This window comes from Bifidobacterium gallicum DSM 20093 = LMG 11596 (assembly GCF_000741205.1).
Taxonomy (GTDB): domain Bacteria; phylum Actinomycetota; class Actinomycetes; order Actinomycetales; family Bifidobacteriaceae; genus Bifidobacterium; species Bifidobacterium gallicum.
This window is the reverse complement of record NZ_JGYW01000001.1, coordinates 133,692-150,211: the sequence shown is the minus strand read 5'-3', so window position 1 is coordinate 150,211 and position 16,520 is coordinate 133,692. Positions and strand designations below refer to the sequence as shown.

General features: G+C 54.8%; 12 protein-coding genes and 1 pseudogene. 7 read left to right on the top strand and 6 right to left on the bottom strand.

The genetic code is table 11. The features are described 5' to 3' along the window. Nucleotides 1–582: 582 nt before the first annotated feature. Nucleotides 583–912 (bottom strand): sortase, encoded by a 330-nt coding sequence (locus tag BGLCM_RS00580; protein WP_006295610.1) that lies wholly within the window; start codon nt 910–912, stop codon nt 583–585. 198 nt (nt 913–1,110) lie between these two features. Here BGLCM_RS00580 and BGLCM_RS00575 point away from each other — a divergent pair, with 198 nt between their 5' ends. Continuing rightward, nucleotides 1,111–1,515, top strand: a complete 405-nt coding sequence (locus tag BGLCM_RS00575) for a (deoxy)nucleoside triphosphate pyrophosphohydrolase (protein ID WP_006295609.1) — start codon at nt 1,111–1,113, stop codon at nt 1,513–1,515. Nucleotides 1,516–1,721: 206 nt separating this feature from the next. Here BGLCM_RS00575 and BGLCM_RS00570 read toward each other — a convergent pair whose 3' ends face one another. Beyond that, nucleotides 1,722–2,552: an HNH endonuclease gene (locus BGLCM_RS00570; RefSeq protein ID WP_006295608.1), complete on the bottom strand. Its 831-nt coding sequence runs from the start codon at nt 2,550–2,552 to the stop codon at nt 1,722–1,724. Between the two features lie 136 nt (nt 2,553–2,688). Here BGLCM_RS00570 and BGLCM_RS00565 point away from each other — a divergent pair, with 136 nt between their 5' ends. Beyond that, complete coding sequence (locus tag BGLCM_RS00565; protein ID WP_006295607.1) at nt 2,689–4,146, top strand: MutH/Sau3AI family endonuclease; 1,458 nt, start codon at nt 2,689–2,691, stop codon at nt 4,144–4,146. 133 nt (nt 4,147–4,279) lie between these two features. After that, on the top strand, nt 4,280–5,518 hold the full coding sequence (locus BGLCM_RS00560; protein ID WP_006295606.1) for an RNA-guided endonuclease InsQ/TnpB family protein: 1,239 nt from the start codon (nt 4,280–4,282) through the stop codon (nt 5,516–5,518). Nucleotides 5,519–5,583: 65 nt separating this feature from the next. Here the strand turns inward: BGLCM_RS00560 and dcm are convergent, their stop codons facing one another. Continuing rightward, entirely contained in the window at nt 5,584–6,891 is a 1,308-nt protein-coding gene (gene dcm, locus BGLCM_RS00555; RefSeq protein WP_044084346.1) for a DNA (cytosine-5-)-methyltransferase, read from the bottom strand. A gap of 554 nt (nt 6,892–7,445) precedes the next feature. On the opposite strand from dcm, the gene BGLCM_RS08385 reads away from it, so the two are divergent. Continuing rightward, nucleotides 7,446–7,628, top strand: a complete 183-nt coding sequence (locus BGLCM_RS08385) for a hypothetical protein (RefSeq protein WP_148401418.1) — start codon at nt 7,446–7,448, stop codon at nt 7,626–7,628. 74 nt (nt 7,629–7,702) lie between these two features. Here the strand turns inward: BGLCM_RS08385 and BGLCM_RS07885 are convergent, their stop codons facing one another. Continuing rightward, on the bottom strand, nt 7,703–8,725 hold the full coding sequence (locus BGLCM_RS07885) for an alpha/beta fold hydrolase (RefSeq protein WP_006295603.1): 1,023 nt from the start codon (nt 8,723–8,725) through the stop codon (nt 7,703–7,705). 78 nt (nt 8,726–8,803) lie between these two features. Between BGLCM_RS07885 and BGLCM_RS08380 the strand changes: the two genes are divergently transcribed. Then, nucleotides 8,804–9,064: a DUF4143 domain-containing protein gene (locus tag BGLCM_RS08380; protein ID WP_006295602.1), complete on the top strand. Its 261-nt coding sequence runs from the start codon at nt 8,804–8,806 to the stop codon at nt 9,062–9,064. Between the two features lie 13 nt (nt 9,065–9,077). Continuing rightward, entirely contained in the window at nt 9,078–9,281 is a 204-nt protein-coding gene (locus tag BGLCM_RS00545) for a hypothetical protein (protein ID WP_044084345.1), read from the top strand. A 696-nt stretch (nt 9,282–9,977) separates the two neighbouring features. Here BGLCM_RS00545 and BGLCM_RS00540 read toward each other — a convergent pair. After that, nucleotides 9,978–12,659: pseudogene (locus BGLCM_RS00540) on the bottom strand (phosphoenolpyruvate carboxylase); the annotation flags it as partial. 663 nt (nt 12,660–13,322) lie between these two features. Here BGLCM_RS00540 and BGLCM_RS00535 point away from each other — a divergent pair. Then, a complete protein-coding gene (locus BGLCM_RS00535) occupies nt 13,323–15,146 on the top strand; it encodes a threonine/serine exporter family protein (RefSeq protein WP_006295594.1) in 1,824 nt (607 codons plus the stop codon). 96 nt (nt 15,147–15,242) lie between these two features. Here the strand turns inward: BGLCM_RS00535 and trpS are convergent, their stop codons facing one another. After that, a complete protein-coding gene (trpS, locus tag BGLCM_RS00530) occupies nt 15,243–16,301 on the bottom strand; it encodes a tryptophan--tRNA ligase (protein WP_044084408.1) in 1,059 nt (352 codons plus the stop codon). Nucleotides 16,302–16,520 lie beyond the last annotated feature (219 nt).

Here is a 16,520-nt window from a genome sequence, read left to right as displayed (position 1 = left end):
TCACAACCCTCATTTGACTGTGATATGACAGTCAAAAGCAATGAGTGACTGTCATATCTGCCGTATTGACTGTCATATCTGCCGTATTGACTGTCATGCAATAATCACAATTTTCGAATTGACATTGCGCGTTTGTGAGGTAGGGAAGATTGCGCGTGTAGCCGCAATAGGGTGTATCGGTTGAGGGTGGGGGATTGAAAAAATGGGTGGGCGCCGTTCCTACTCACGGCGCCCAACGCATGGCCGCCATATGATTTTCCGCTCCCCCCTGCTAGCGGCCCTTCTCTCATATGGCGGTGCGAGCCCCCGCAACTATACGATTAGCTGCCTTGTTGGCATGCCAGATGTTGCAACTTTTGCAGTCCCAACGCCTGACATGAGTAGACGATAGAGAGTCGTCACAAGCATTGCAACTTCAACCATTTATCGAGATGAAGAGGGTGTGAGTATGAACAACCTCCTGTTGTATCTTGCGCGGTCTCAACGTCAACTGTTATCTTGCGCAATGCAACATGACACTGTGCAATAGTTGCCAATGAACCGTCAATGAACTGCATTGTATGCAACGATTTCTTGAATTACTCAATCCTTGTTATTGCCTGCATCATTTTGAACATTGTTCTTGGCGGATGTTGATGAATGCTTTGCTCTTGATTCGGCTCTGGCGCGATGGCGCTTATACAATTTCCACGCAATAAGCAATGCAATGAGTGTGACGCAAGGAATCAGATATTGCAACGGGATCTGGACTTCAAAAATGGGCACAGCGCCTTTGTCTTCAATTGGAGAATAGGGAATCCGATGACCCCGAACCAGAAGGCGATGCGTATTGACGCCATATGGCGTGCAGGTAATCAGCGTCACCGGATTTTTGCCTGGCTCAATGGCAAGGGCAAGAAGTTGGACCGTCATGTGATGCGGTGTTGCATATTTAGACAACTCTGTATAAACTAATGAATTTTCGAGCGCGTCTTACGTATATTTATATATGCTGCATCAATCTCGCCAATGTATTGAACTGGCGCGTTAGGGTCGGGTTTGTTTGATCTTCAGACCCGTGGCGCTTATCCTGGTCCCAGCCTCAGAGCAGTGCGTTGGTTGCCGGCTCGGATGGGAGATGGTATGAAGCTTATTGACGTGGCGGGTGCTGCGATTGTTCGCGATGGTCGCGTGCTGTGTGCGCAGCGGAGGTCTGGAAAATCGTTGGCTGGGTTCTGGGAATTTCCGGGTGGGAAAATTGAGCAGGGTGAAACTCCTGATCAAGCGTTGCGTCGCGAGATTGCAGAGGAGTTGCGCTGTGGCGTTCAGGTTGGCGAGCGCGTCTGCACGAGCGAATACGACTACGATTTCGGGCACGTTCATTTGACTGTATTTCTGTGCCATCTTCTTTCGGGTGATCCTGTATTGACTGAGCATGCGCAAATGCGCTGGGTTCTGCCCGTTGATATGCCTGCTTTGGATTGGGCTCCCGTCGACGCCGACCCCGTGCGTCTTATTTCTGCAATGACATTCTAATTATTGTTATTTCTGCATACAGAAAGATGGTGCTTGACCATGGTCAATCCCGTGGATTCGTACTGGCATAATGCTCCCAAAGATTCTGTGGAATACAACGGCCCCACCCCACAACTCGAGCGCGATGCGCAACGCGAATTGCTGTCCGACATGGCCGCCGGCCTAATTAACCGCGATTGGGAAGCTTGCAGTGGTCATGAACGAGATCACACAACCCCTTGGAACACATGGTCATTGTGATATCGCAAGAATTCTTGTGAAGGAGGAACGCGAGGCATGCTAATTTGTTTGCCTTCAAATGCGTAGAACCATCGGTCATTGGCTTCGGAGTGGGGTATTTCCTCTACGGCGATAACTACGCGATAATCTTCATCCAACGTCAATAATCCTTGGTCAAAAGCGCGATCATGTAAAGCGTTCAGCAGCAGGCCGTTCGAAGTGGCGGTTCGTTCTGTTGCATCAGACTGAGCCCATGGTTTGATATGGCTGGCAATCAGCAATTCAGGTTCGTCAATTCCTGTGATACAGCATTGATTGCCGTAATTGCGCAATAACGAATTACGGAAATAGTTCTGGTTGATGCGATAAGTCGTCAGGTGCAGGCCGTTTTCGCCTTCAGGGGCTTCCGATGGCTCTTTATCGGACTGTGACGCAAGTTGTTTGTCGATAATGTGTTCCAGCTCGCTAGAACTAAACAATGCATTCTCGACCACCTTCTTGCCGATCGCCTCTTTAATCTTGGCAATACATTCTGCAGAAAAACTGTCAGGATTAGCCTGATACATTTCCCATACTTCGGCATCACGCTTGCTACCATGCGCCATCCCCCGGGAACCGGTGGGATTACGGAAGGGGTCTTTAGCCAGCAAATTGGCAAGCTTGAGCGCAACGGCACCTGTCGTTCGATGAATATGTTGAGCAAGCATTTGTATCAATGGTTCACGCTTGTCAAATTTGTTAGGTGGCACCAATAGGTAAGCCCCGAACGCCAGCATGGTCTCTTCCAGAGTCCATGCAGAAGGGCGAGTCGTTGCCATATCGCCCTCCTTGATTGGTCAAACAAGTGGGGCCAGGATAGCACACAGAGTGCCATACGTATGCGTTTATCCACATATCCGCATTTAAGGAAGCTTTCATTTGTGCCGCGTATTGAGGTCGTTATGCTTGATTTGTATGGACAAACCACATTTTTTCACGCGGACCGATATCACCCGGCGTCTCAATGCCTGCATAGGTAAAACGCTTGGTGAACTTGACACCAAGCATGTGCTTGATTCCCCTACTAACAAAGGCGTGGCGGGGCATGTTATTGAAAAAAGCGTGCTTGGATATCCTGCGGATTCAGCGCGACGGCCTGATCTCAATATTGACGGCTTGGACGTGGAACTCAAGACCACTGGCATTCGTGCGTCTAAAAAGGAAGGTATCAGTTTCGAAGCTAAAGAGCCGATGTCAATCACTGCGCTCAAGCCGGATGAAATAATCGACGAAGAATTTGAAAGCTCGGCATTCTGGCACAAAGTGCAGAATATGTTATTTGTTTGCTACGTATATGAGGGCAAACCAAAGAAGGGTCGCGATTACAGCAATTTTCCGGTCCATACGGCCTTTTTCAAAACATTCGAAGGCGAAGACAAAGAGCAATTGCAACGGGATTGGACCACAATCCGTGAATTTGTTCGCGACTTGTATGAAGAGAATCCGGATAGCCCTGCTTTTGAAAAAATATCCAGCGGTATTTCTAAAGAAGTATCACCATATCTCGATACGGCTCCAAAATGGCCACACCCTCCGCGCATTCGCTTTCGTCGCGCCTTCGTGAATTCGATAATCAACGAGCATTTGAAGAAAACGGTATATGAGCATATTCCTGATGAAGAGCGATTGAGCTCATTTGATGAATTGGACCACAAGCTTCAAGAGCTTACGAACAAATTCGCGGGGAAGACCATTGCTCAGATTGCAGCATATTTCGATATGGAAATACCTGACAAAGTTCCTAAGCAGCTTGCTGAGCAAATCGTTGTTCGTATGTTTGGTGGTACTTCCCGCAAGATGCACAATATTGCGTTATTCCAAAAAATGGGTATTGTGGGAAAGACTGTTGCTCTCAATCCTCAAGGTATGCCCACTGAGGATACCAAGCTTATGAGTATCGATTTTAATGAGTTGGAATCAAACGACGTCTATGAAGAATCTGATTTCTACTATTTTTTCAAAGATAATGATTTGCTCTACATGGTATTCCAAGAGCCAGAAGTGGGCATATCGCGCGGCGGTGAAGTGTTCCTTGGATTTGCACGTGTTCCGTTGGAACCTTTAGCTGAGAAAAATGGCCTCGTGGAATCCGTATGGGACATCATGCGAGATTTGATTATTTCGAGGAAATTGCGGTTGGTGCCAGAAACCGATAAGTCCGGAGCCCCAATTCTCAATAAAAACGGAGTTCCTCGTGAAGCACCCAACTGGCCAAAATCAACCGAATCTGCGCTCTTTGTTCGTGGAACAGGAAGAGATTCCACAGACAAACCAGAAGTGGTCAATGGACTGCCTATGTATCGGCAGTCGCTATGGTTCCACAAACCCCTGGTCAAAGAACAGATTGAACAGCATCTTCTTCAAGCAAACTAGACCATGCAGGCAGGGTCGCAAACGATGCGCACCCTGCATGCTTGTGGTAGTAGCGTTTTACCGGGTTGCGCCGTAAAGTCCCTGCCTTTAGGCATGGGGATGTAAGGCGCGCATGTCTTATAAAAACTGTGCCATGATTATAACCATGAGTTCCGATGGTGTGGTCCAGCGGGCCTACAGGTTCCGTTTTTATCCAACGCCCCAGCAGGAGGACCTGCTTCGGCGTACCATCGGATGCTGCCGTCTGGTGTACAACAAGGCTTTGGCTGCACGCACCGAAGCATGGACGACGCGACACGAGCGCATGGGCTTCGCGGAAACCAGCCGCCAGTTGACCCTATGGAAGAACACCGAGGAACTGTCGTTCCTCAACGACGTGTCCTCCGTTGCATTGCAACAGTCCGTAAGACATTTGCAGGCGGCGTTCTCCAACTTCTTCAACCAGCGTGGCGACTACCCGGAATTCAAGAAGAAGTCCCATGGCGGTTCCGCGTCGTTCATGCGCACCGCGTTCACATGGAACGGCCGCGACCTCAAGCTCGCCAAGATGGGCGAACCCTTGAATATCAAGTGGAGCCGCACGCTGCCGCGCAATGCCAAGCCGTCGAGTGTGACCGTCATATTGGACGCGGCCGGACGCTGGCATGTGAGCATCCTCGTCGAGGAACACGTCAAACCATTGCCCAAGGCCGGTACGCAGGTCGGCATCGACATGGGGTTGGCGGACTTCGCCATCACCTCGAACGGGGAAAAGACAGCCAACCCCCGATTCCGCAAACGGGACGCGCAACGGTTGAGGAAAGCGCAACGCGATCTGGCGCGCAAACGGAAAGGGAGCAACAATCACCGCAGGGCCATGTTGAAGGTGGCCCGTATTCAGGCCCGTATCGCGGACCGGCGCAAGGATTTCCTGCACAAGCTCTCGACCCGAATCGTCCGTGAGAACCAAACGGTCGTCATCGAGGACTTGGCGGTGAAAAACATGAGCCGCAGGTGCAAGCCGAAACCGGACCCGGCCAATCCAGACCTTTACCTTCCCAACGGGCAGGCCGCCAAACGCGCCCTCAACCGCGGTATCACGGACGCGGGCTGGCGCATGTTCCGCACCATGCTCGCATACAAGTGCGAATGGTACGGGCGTCAGTTTGTGGTCATCGACCGCTGGTACCCCAGCAGCCAAATCTGTTCGACCTGCGGGAAGAACACCGGCCGCAAACCGTTGAACGTCAGGGCATGGACGTGCCCCGCGTGCCACACGACCCATGACAGGGACGTGAACGCAGCCAAAAACATCCTCGCCGCAGGGCTTGCGGTGAACGTCTGCGGAGACCAACGCAAACACCGCGATGCATTGTCGCAGTGCGAAGCGTAGTCGGTGAAACAGAAAACCCTTTCCGCGAGGAAAGGAATCCCCCGGCTTCAGCAGTGGGGAGGACGTCAAAATGTTGCCCCTGCATCATGAGCGATGACCTGGCCGATACGATGAGGGATCTCGGTAACCAAAGCATTGCCCATGCAAAAAGCGCGATGGCCATCAGTCATTCCGTCACCGGTCCAACCCTTCGGGAAGCACTGCAACTGGTCAAGTTCATCTGGAACAAGACGTCGATAGCGTCCCTCTTGTTCCACAACATGTTTGGTACGGCTGGCCCCCGCACCACCTTCACCGGTCAAAATAGTTCTGCTCGGTTTATCCAATGGGTCGGGGAATGCTACCGGTCCTTCTGAATAAAAGTAGGTGTATCCTGTTCGCGCTGTACGCTCCTCGCGCTTGCCTCCCTTGAGATAAGTCCAGGAATCCATTTTTTCCGGAGCGATAAAGAATTGTGCAGGAACTTCCGTTAACGGCACCAGCACGTCACCAAGATTGCGTCCGGGTCCTGTGTATGTGGACTGGACGCGGGCTGTGAACACCATCCCATTCTGCATGACACCCGCATTCAGGAACGGCGAGACGGCCAAACCTTTACCGAACGTTTCCGTCATCGCATAAGGGTCATCGGAAATGTTGAACGTTTCTTCTTGCTGTTTAACGTCCAGCTCGGCAGGAAAAGCACGCGCCTCCACACCTGTGCCAAACAATCGTTCCTTCAAATCCCATTGCGGCGCATCGTGTTGCGCATAGATATACACACGGCGGCGGCGTTGTGGCATGCCATATTCTCCGGCATTGATTACTCGCCATTCCACTGAATAACCCAAGCGATACAAGCATGAGAGGATAATGGCGAAATCGCGCCCGCGCTGAGCGCTTGGGGATTTGAGCAAACGGTCAACGTTCTCGAGCAGCACGTATTTCGGATGCCTCATTTCAAGCAAGCGGTTAATACTCCACCACAGCACACCCTTTTTTCCGTCAATACCTTTGGCCAAGGAAAGCGGTTTGGCCACAGAATAATCCTGGCAGGGAAAACCTCCGACCAGCATGTCGAACTCAGGGATTTCTCGTTCCCCCGCATCCACTTGGTCGAGCACCACTGCAATGTCTTCATTGACGCAGCTGCCAGCGCCAAAACGGTCCTCGTAGCAACGCCACGCGAATTGTTTGGAATCTTGGCCATTAGGTTCCCATTGATTGGCCCACACGGTACGAAAATCGCCTGCTGGCTCCATGTGGAAATCAGGGTGTTCCGGATTATCGTATCCGTCCAACCCCAACCGGAAACCGCCTACGCCGGCAAACAGTTCCGCAATCCTAATGGTTGCCATTGGTGTCCTTTCATCAAAAAAAACGTACGGACCCATCAGCTTACTTCAGAAGAAACATCTAGGATCCGAACATTAGTTCGGATCCTAGCACAAAACATGACCACATTCCTGTCTGCGTGTCAATGCACCTTTGGCGCGCAATGAGTCGATTGGTGATCCGTTTTATGCGGGGTAGTGGTCGAGAGGGTTGAAGTCCAACTTCGAACAAGATTGCAGCATTACATTACTGGTCTACTGCGGTAGAAGCTGCTGGTGAAATATACGGTGTCGAGTATAAAAGTCCTCAAGAAGCAAAGCTTGCGCACGGTGATGATCGTCATCGTTCTCGACTGGAATTCTTTCAGATAGTATCAAGTTTGTTTGCGCTAGAAGAGCAGTCGCCGCAAGTGCCTGGATATGGTGGAACGCGATGTGATTTGATTTCTTGCTTACAAAAATGTCGTTGTGCTCAATCTATATTGGATGATTTGTCTGCTGCTGAAGATGATGTTTGGATGGTGAATCCTCCTTCTCGATATTGTAATCTTCACCTCTTGAAATTAAATCGCAAAACTCGGGCTTTAGAAAGTTAATCATTTACCTCTGAATGTATGCAAGAAGCTGTAGAAGCTTATGATTCTATAGAAAATGATATAGTAAGAGCTGACAGCCCTCAAGTTAATGCTGTTTTAGTATATGTAAGTAATTCAGAGCAGCTCGATATTGTTTATCCTAATTATTCTACGAATGTTTCTAATTTTATAGATAAGGTTAAACAATATATGAGTGAATAATGGAGACTTAGCTTAGCTTGGTTTGGCTAGCGTGGCATGAGTGGGTGCATGCTTAGTGGCTATATGTGGTGTGCCTATGACTTTGATGGTGGATCTATCTTTGAGAGGGCTTGGGTGGTGAGGAAGGTGCGGACTGATTCGCTGAATTCTTGAGGGGCGTCGAGGAATGGGGAATGGCCGGTCTGGGGGATTTCCACGTAGTGCTTGTTGGGGTGGTCGAGCTTTTCGTAGAACGGTTTGACGAGGGCGGTGGGTGTGATCCAGTCGCATTCGCCCTGAATAAAGCACAGCGGGATATTGGCCGGTGCCGCAATGTCCTCAATACGGAACCCGTAATAAAGATGATTGACGAGGTTGCGCTGAGTGGCGAACAGTTTCTTGGTGTTGCTGGCTGTCAAAATCCACCGCATGTCTTGTAGGCCCATATCTGGCGAGGTCAGGCCCAGCATCATCTGACGCAATGCACCCATCTCGCGCTTGCCTTTGAGCGGTTCGCGAGCAATGAGGGCCATGCGTTCAAACTCGTCAAGATCCAACTCCTCCACACATGTGGTATCTTTGGCGTGGTCGATTGCCTGCTGCAAGAACTCGGCTTGCTTGGGGGTCACGTGCGGCAATATGGTCTGGGCGGTCAGGATCTCACCTTGCAAGCAGTTGGTGACTTGGCCAACCCCAATGTAGGCGGACACTTTGTTTGCGTGGCGCTGCATGTATTCCCAACCGAGCACAGTGCCCCAGGATTGGCCTAGAATCACGATTTTGTCTTGGTGGAACATGTTGCGCAGATAGTCAACGAACTCATCCATGTCGTTGAGCAAATCGTCAACGGTCATGTTGTTCTGATCAATGCCGGCATAGTGTTTGAGGTTCCAGAATCGTGTGCGTCCTGAACCGCGCTGTTCCCAGGTCGCGATTGTGAAGTGGTGTTCCAATTCGCGTTGGTAGTGACGGCTGATAAACGTCATCGGGAATCCAGGACCTCCGTGCACCCACAACAACACAGGATTGCTGGTGGAATCCCCGCGAATCTGCGTGAACTGGTCAATACCGCCCAACCGCAGGAAACGGCGTTCATGGATGCCTGCCTGTGTAGCCACGTCGACCCCTCTTTCGCGTTGCTTATAGCTTCCGCTACTGATACTAATCGAAGATCATGTGGGTGGAGATGGCCTTTTGTGAACCAACAAACCAACGACACAACCGCACCGCTGATGGCTCGTGATGGTGGTGCGTTTTTCAAAGTGTATCTTGCAGATACAGGACTACTGTTCCATAAATATGGGCTGGATTCCAGCGCATGGTTGACAGCGGAGGGACGTAACCGGCTTTCGGTGCGATTCCGCGGAGCGTTGACGGAAAACTATGCCATGCAAGCGTTGATTGCCAACAACAGACCTATCTTTCTTCTATTGGTTATCGCAGGACGGACAATATGAAATGGAATTCCTCATGCAATCCGGATTTGAGGAAGTGGTGCCGATCGAAGTCAAATCGGGAGACAACGTGCGGCCCACGAGTTTGCGTCGGTTTATGCAGCGAGCGCAGACGCCGTTTGGCGTGCGCGTGAGTGCGAAGAACTTTGGATTCGAAGATCGTGTGTTCAGTGTGCCGTTGTACGCCATGTTCTGCCTGTCGCGCGATATGACCGTTTGAGCAATTTCTGGATTAGCCCCGTCTAGTTCCAAACTATCGTCATTACTCAGCCCAGTGTGTGGTCTTTCCTGACCAGGCTGGTCAGGAAAATGGTGTTTTTGGGGGATGAAACTGCATCTTTCCTGACCAGGCTGGTACGGAAAACTACAGTTTGCAGGTCAGAAGTGCGTCCTTCCTGACCAGCGTGGTCAGCATGATTACGGTTTCATCCTTCAAACTGCGTATTTCCGCACCAGCCTGGTCAGGAAAGTTACGGTTTGGGAGCTGGAACTGCATCTCTTCTGACCAGTCTGGTCAGCGGGATTACGGTTTGGTCTTTAAAGTGCGTCTTTCCTGACCAAGCTGGTCAGGGAAATTGCAGTTTGCCGGTCAGAAGTGCGTCTTTCCTGACCAAGCTGGTCAGGGGGATGGCGGTTTTGGTCTTTAAAGTGCGTCTTTCCTGACCAGGCTGGTCAGGGGGATTACGGTTTGGGCATCGAAAGTGCATCTTTCCGTACCAGCCTGGTCAGGAAAGTTACGGTTGGGTCCAAATCCGCCCCGAGCAGCTGCCGCCCCAGCTGTTTCGCACGGCCGTCACGACGGCGAAGGGCGCTGGCGGACGCGGAACATTCATTCCGCGGCTACCAGCGCCCTTCGTCAACGACAGCTAGAGTCTGCGGACGGTTCGCCTTAGCGACCCCCGCAAACCCGCCAAAATCAGCCCGTGTTCTGCAGGCCGGCGGCGACACCCGAAACCGTGCACAGGATCAGATAGATGAATCCTGCCTGCTGGCTTTCGGAGAGCTCTTCCTTGTCGACCTTCTTACGCAGCGAACGCAGCGCCAGCACCTGGGTCAGCGACAACGCGTCCACATATGGCGAGCGGATGCGGATTGCCTGGCCCAGCACATGACGGTGCTGCAACGGCCATTCGTCGCCCACGATCTTGAGCACCCACTTGCGTGTGAGCTCCATCTCGTCGAGTACCTTGTCGCGCAGGTCGTCGCGATCGCCCAACGCCAGGTACATCTTGGCGATGCGCTCATCGGTCTTCGTCAGCGACATCTCGATATTGTCGATGAACGTGGAGAACAACGGCCATTCCTTGTATGCACGCTGCAGCAGCTCCAGGTCGCCCACGGCTTCGCACGCCGAGCCCAAGCCGTACCATGCGGCCAGGTTGATGCGGGCCTGCGCCCACGAGAAGATCCACGGAATCGTACGCAAATCATCCAACGACTTGGCTCCCAGGCCACGCTTGGCCGGGCGCGAGCCGATCGGCAGCAAGCCGACTTCGGTCAGCGGTGTGACCGTGGAGAACCACGGTGCGAAGCCGTCGGTCTCGAGCAAATCGAGGTAACGCGCATGCGAGGTTTCGTCGAGCTTGTTGGCCAAGTCTTCGAACTCCTCGGTCATGTCGGTGTTGCGCTTCTCCACGCTTGGTGCGGACTGCAGCAGCGTGGCGGCAGCCACCGACTCCACGTGGCGGATGGCCAGCACGGGGTTGCCATAACGTGCGAAGATCACCTCGCCCTGTTCGGTGAGCTTGAAACGGCACTTGACCGATCCGGCAGGCTGCGCCAACACGGCACGGTTTGCCGGGCCACCGCCACGGCCAACGGCGCCGCCACGGCCATGGAACAGTGTCAGGTCAATGTCGTTGTCTTCAGCCCACTGGGCGATGCGCTGCTGCGCTTCATGCAAGGCCAGCGTAGCGGAGGTCGGGCCGGCGTCCTTCGACGAATCGGAGTAGCCGAGCATGACTTCCATCTTGCGGCCCGTCTGCTTGAGTCGCGCCTGCACCTCGGGGATCTTGAGCATTTCGTCGAGCACGTTCACCGAGTTTTCAAGATCTTCCAGCTGCTCGAACAGCGGAATCACGTCGATGACCGGGCAGTCGGCCGGGTTGGCGAACGACATGCGGTTGAGCTCATACACGTCGCGCACGTTCTGCGCGCTCTTTGTGAACGAGATGATGTAACGGCGCGCGGCCTTGACGCCATTGCGCTTCTGGATCGCACCCAACGCACGGAACGTGTCGAGCACTTCGTGCGTCATCGGCTGCAGCGGGCCACGCTCGCCATGCAAGCCGTGCTCGCGAATGTCGGCCAGGGCGCGTGCATGCACGACGGAATGCTGACGGAACTCCATCTCGACCATGTGGAAGCCGAACGTTTCGGCCTGCCAAATCAGGTCCTGCAGCGGTCCGTAGGCGGCTCGACGGTCGCCGGCTTCGGCCAGCGAACGCTGGACCACGCGCAGGTCCGCAATGAAGTCCTCGCACGTGTGATACATCAGGTCGGTGTCGCGCTTGATTGTGTAATGCAAGCGGTCGGCCATCACGAGCAGCACGGCGCGGTGCAGTTCCTGCGTGGAGATCAGCGCGGCCTTGCTTGTCAGACGTTCGCTGATTTCCTTCTGCTGGTTCCACAACTGGCGCAGTTCGGCGCTTGGCGGCGTGGTTTCCGATTCCATCGTCATGTTGCGGCCAACCGTGCGCGCGGCTTCTTCCAACGCCGCAATCACATGGTCGCTGAACTTGCGCGCGACTTGGCGGCTGACTTTGGCCGTCACGTTCGGGTTGCCGTCACGGTCGGAACCTATCCATGAGCCGGGATGGAAGAACGCTGGGCATTCAGGTTCCACAAGGCCGGCTTGGTCACCCAACACCCAGTCATCGAAACGGCGGTAGACCATCGGGATCGTGTGGAACAACGTGTTGTCAAAAATGTCGAGGATCGTGTCGGCTTCCTCAACCGGCGTCGGCTTCTTGAGCGCAATCGGCGACGTGCGGAACAGCGCGTCGATCTCGTTGTACAGACGGCGCATGTTTTCCTTGCGATCGGAGCCGCCCAGTTGGGCATTGGCTTCGAGCAGCACGGCGATACGGCGGATTTTGCCTTCCACAGCCTTGCGACGCGCTTCGGTCGGGTGGGCTGTGAACACCGGGTGGAACTCGAGCTGGTTGAGCAGTTCCTTGGCCTTGGCCGGTCCCATTTCCCCAATGAGCTGGTGGTAGGCCTTCGTCATCGCGTTGACCGGATCGACAGCGGCCGTCTCGTCCACTTCCGCCTCACGCTGGTGCAACACGGAGACTCGGTAGTTCTCCTCGCACAGGTTGGCCAGATGGAAGTAGGTGGCGAATGCGCGGGCCAGCAGCTGTGCGTCGTGCAAATTCATGCTGTCGATCGTGCGCACGGCATTTTCCAGGTCGTCCTGGTCGGGATTCGTGTCTGTCAGCACGCCTGAGAACCGTTCGGCGCTGGCATCCACTGCGTATTGACGGACCGTGTCGAACTGCGTGAGCAGGTTTTCGTCGAATTCCTTGAGTACCTGACGCAAAATGCCAAGACACAGATCCATGTCTGCTTTGAGCTTGACCGGCAGTTCCTGCTCTTCCACAACAGCAGGAGCGGCGGCTGATGATGTTGACTCGACTTGAGTCATATTGGTTTGACCTCCTTCTCCGAACATCGGGTTGCTCGGTCACCCGACCCTCCGCGGCTCCTCCGCGGTTGTGGTGGTCTGGCGTTGCGAGCCCACAGCCCTAGTCCAGTTCAGTACAGTGCACACCCCCGTGGCGGTATCGGAATTCAGGCTTGCGTTGGGTTGGCGCTGCCGCCGCCCAGCACGGCCCGGTCCGTACGTCCAAGGGCGTGTTGTTCGGCCATTGTAAGCGCGGCATTGTGAACCCCGTGTGAAAAGTTGCGTTTTTCGGGTCGAATGTTGAGATGGGCCCGCTAAAAAGGTCAGCATGTGAGACGGTTGCGGTCCGTGGGTGGATGTTCGGCAGTGGGGCGGTGAGCTGCGGCGGCCGGCACGGTTCAGAGGCGACAACAGGAATCATTATTATTGTTGTTGCGGCGACAGATTAGAAATGAAAGCGTGAAGATCGAGCACGAACATACTGAACCCCAACGCGCCCCTTCCGCCGCGCAACAGCAAGACGGCAAGCGGCATCATGAACACCACTTCCACATTGCGGACCACTTGCCGCATGCGCACGACCATAGCGGTGCCGTGGCCGTGCACAAGTACCATTCCCACTCGATTCCGCTCGATATGGAGGATATTGAGCGTGACTGGGACACCCCGCTGATGGACGCGGGTATTGCGGCCAAAGCGAGCGTGATTGTGCGCGTCGGCATGCTGGACTTGTCTGCTGGCACGGGCTCGTTCCGCGTGCGCGAGATGATGCACCGTATTGCTTACCCGCTGGGCGTACACGTGCGGTCGGATGTGAGTTTGACAGATTTGGAAGCGACGTGTACGGACGGCTCGTCGCGTATCACCGAGGTTGTGAACCTGCCGTCCACGGGCGTGAATACCGAGCGCATTTGGCTGCTCGAGCACTATGCCGACTGGCTCAGCGTGAACCTCGGTTCGGGGGCCATGTACCACTCGCGAACGGAAGTGTCCGACGGGCTCATGGCCCATCTCGACCGCGCGAACGCCTCGCGGTTTTCCGCCCAACTCTCAAAGCAGTTGCGAGAGGAGCAGCGTGAGGAGGAGCGTGCCGAGAAACTCGAGGAACGTCGTGCCGCCGCCGGCTGGACCGTGCACGTAGAGAAGAACGCGGGCGCGGCGAGCGGCAGCACAACGGAGTCAAACGAGTCGGTTGTTTCACATGAAACAGCTGTTCCCGCATCTGATTCACGTGAAACATCTCAGCTCTCCGGTGAGGCGACGGCGGCCACTGAGGAATCTGGTCAGGGCACGCAGGTCGGGAATTATGTGCTTGACGCGCTCGAGCGGGCCAATGAGAGTTTTGATACGGAACGCGGGCATGCCAAGCAGTTGCGCGAGCGCGAGGGGGTTGAAGACCGCCAGGCCCGTCAGGCCCGCGTGCGCAACGGGTCGCACGTGCCCGGCGCGCATTCGGGCCGTCGCGGTTCGCAGCCGATTACGGTTCGTCAGGCACACGCCCGACTTGACATGATTGAACGACGCAAACCTTTGTATTCGCCGCTGTTCTCCGGATTTGCCGCGGCGTGCGCGTGTGCTTCGTTCGTGTTTTTGTTGGGCGGCAATTTTTATGACATGATTGGCGCTTTTGTGGGTGCCGGTTTGGGCCAATGGTTACGTCGCAAACTGTTCGCCCGTCACCTTAACCAGTTCTTCGTCACGTTCGTGGTGGTGGCCGTCGCCGCGTTCGCCTGTGAGGGTGTGCTGCGATGTATTGGTATATTTATGCCCGCCGCCTTGGCCAGTGATACCGCCTACATCGGCGCGATGCTATTCGTGATACCGGGTTTCCCATTAATCACGGGCGGCCTTGACATGGCGAAAATCGACTTCCCGTCAGGCGTGCAACGTGTCGCCTACGTGTTGTGCATCATCCTGATGGCCACGCTCGCAGGCTGGATGGTGGCTTCGGCCGTGCAGTTGAGTCCAGGCGGATTCTCGCGCATGGAGATGCCTGCCGTCGTGGTCTGCGCGTTGCGCGCGTTGTTCTCGTTCATTGGCGTATGGGGCTTTTCGGTGTTGTTCAATTCACCGCAACGCATGTGTGTGGTGGCGGCCATGATCGGCATGGTGGCCAACACGGCGCGACTCGAATGCGTCGATGCCGGAATGGCTCCCGAAGTGGGTGCGTTCCTGTTCGCGATGCTGGCCGGCCTGCTCGCCACAGTCTGGCGTGCTTCAGTACGACGTGGCTGGTTGGCGCCCCACTTAGGTTATCCGCGCATCTGCCTGACCGTGCCGTCCATCGTGATCATGGTACCGGGGTTGTACATGTATCGCGCGATGTATGAACTTGGCCAATTCCATACGATGCTCGCGTTAGATTGGGGTTTCCGCGCGTTCATGGTCATTTTGTGTCTGCCTATTGGACTGGCGATGGCCCGCGTGCTGACCGACAAGTCGTGGCGGTATGACGATTAGCGTTGCGACGGCCACTGAGGGTTGGCGGAAATAAATAAAAAATCGGGGCTGTGCCACCGGAAATAAGGTGACGCAGCCCCGAAACTATTAACAGGCTCAGGCGTCGTAACGCATGCCCATGGCGTCACGGACCTCGTCGAGCGTCTGGTTCGCGATCGCGTTGGCGCGCGCGTTGCCCTCATGTAGAATGTCTCGAATCGAGTCCATGTCTTGAGCAAGTTCAGCGCGACGCTCACGATGCGGGGCGAGGAACTCGTTGACGGACTCGGTCACGTACTTCTTGAGCGTGCCGGCGCCACCGTTGCCGATTTCCTCAGCAATCTCACGCGGGTCGCGGCCCGTGACCAAACCAGCCGTCGTCAACAGCGCGGAAACCTGCGGACGGTTGACGGGGTCGAACGTGATCATGCGCTCGGAATCGGTGGGGCTCTTCTTGATCAGCTTGGCCGTCTCCTCAGCCGTGGCGCCCAACATGATCGAGTTGCCGTACGACTTGCTCATCTTGCGGCCGTCAAGACCCGGAATTTCGGGAGCTTCAGACAAAATGGCCGCGGGCTCCGGGAAAATCGGGTGCTTCTTGGCGTAACGCTCGTTGAAACGACGCGCGATTGTGCGCGTGATCTCAACATGCGGCAGGTTGTCTTTGCCGATCGGCACAACGTTGGCCTTGCAGAACAGGATGTCGCACGCCTGGTGAACGGGGTAGGTCAGCAGCAGGCCGGTCAGGGCGTGACCCGACGCTTCCATCTCGGACTTGACCGTGGGATTGCGGTGCAGTTCGGCTTCGGTGACGAGCGAAAGGAACGGCAACATGAGCTGGTTCTCAGCCGGAACAGCGGAATGTGTGAAGATCATCGTCTTCGTCGGATCGATGCCGGCGGCCAAGTAATCGAGCACCAAATTGAGCACGTTCTCCTCGATGTGCTCCGTGGTGTCGCGGTCGGTGATGACCTGATAATCGGCGATGATGATGTTCGTGTTGACACCACGGTTCTGCATGGCTACGCGCTCGCGGATCGAGCCGAAGAAGTGACCCAAGTGCAGGCGGCCGGTGGGACGGTCTCCCGTGAGCATCGTGAACTTGGAGGGGTCGGCCTCGAGCTTGGCGAGCGTGGCGTCCGAACGCTTCTTGGCGGCGAGGAAACTTGCGCTCATCTCATTGCCGGCTGCAGTGAGGTTGTTGGCGGTTGCGGCATCTGCGGCAGAATCGGGGGTGGTGTCTGGGGTGAGTTCTGGTGCAGTGCTTGATGCAGTGTCGGTCATGCGGTCGTCCTTAAGGTCTTCAAAACGCTGATTTTCAAGGGAAAATATTGGTTTTATCGTAGAAATCCGAGCAGACAACGGGGGGAGGGGCGGTGGGTGTGAGGAGGGAAT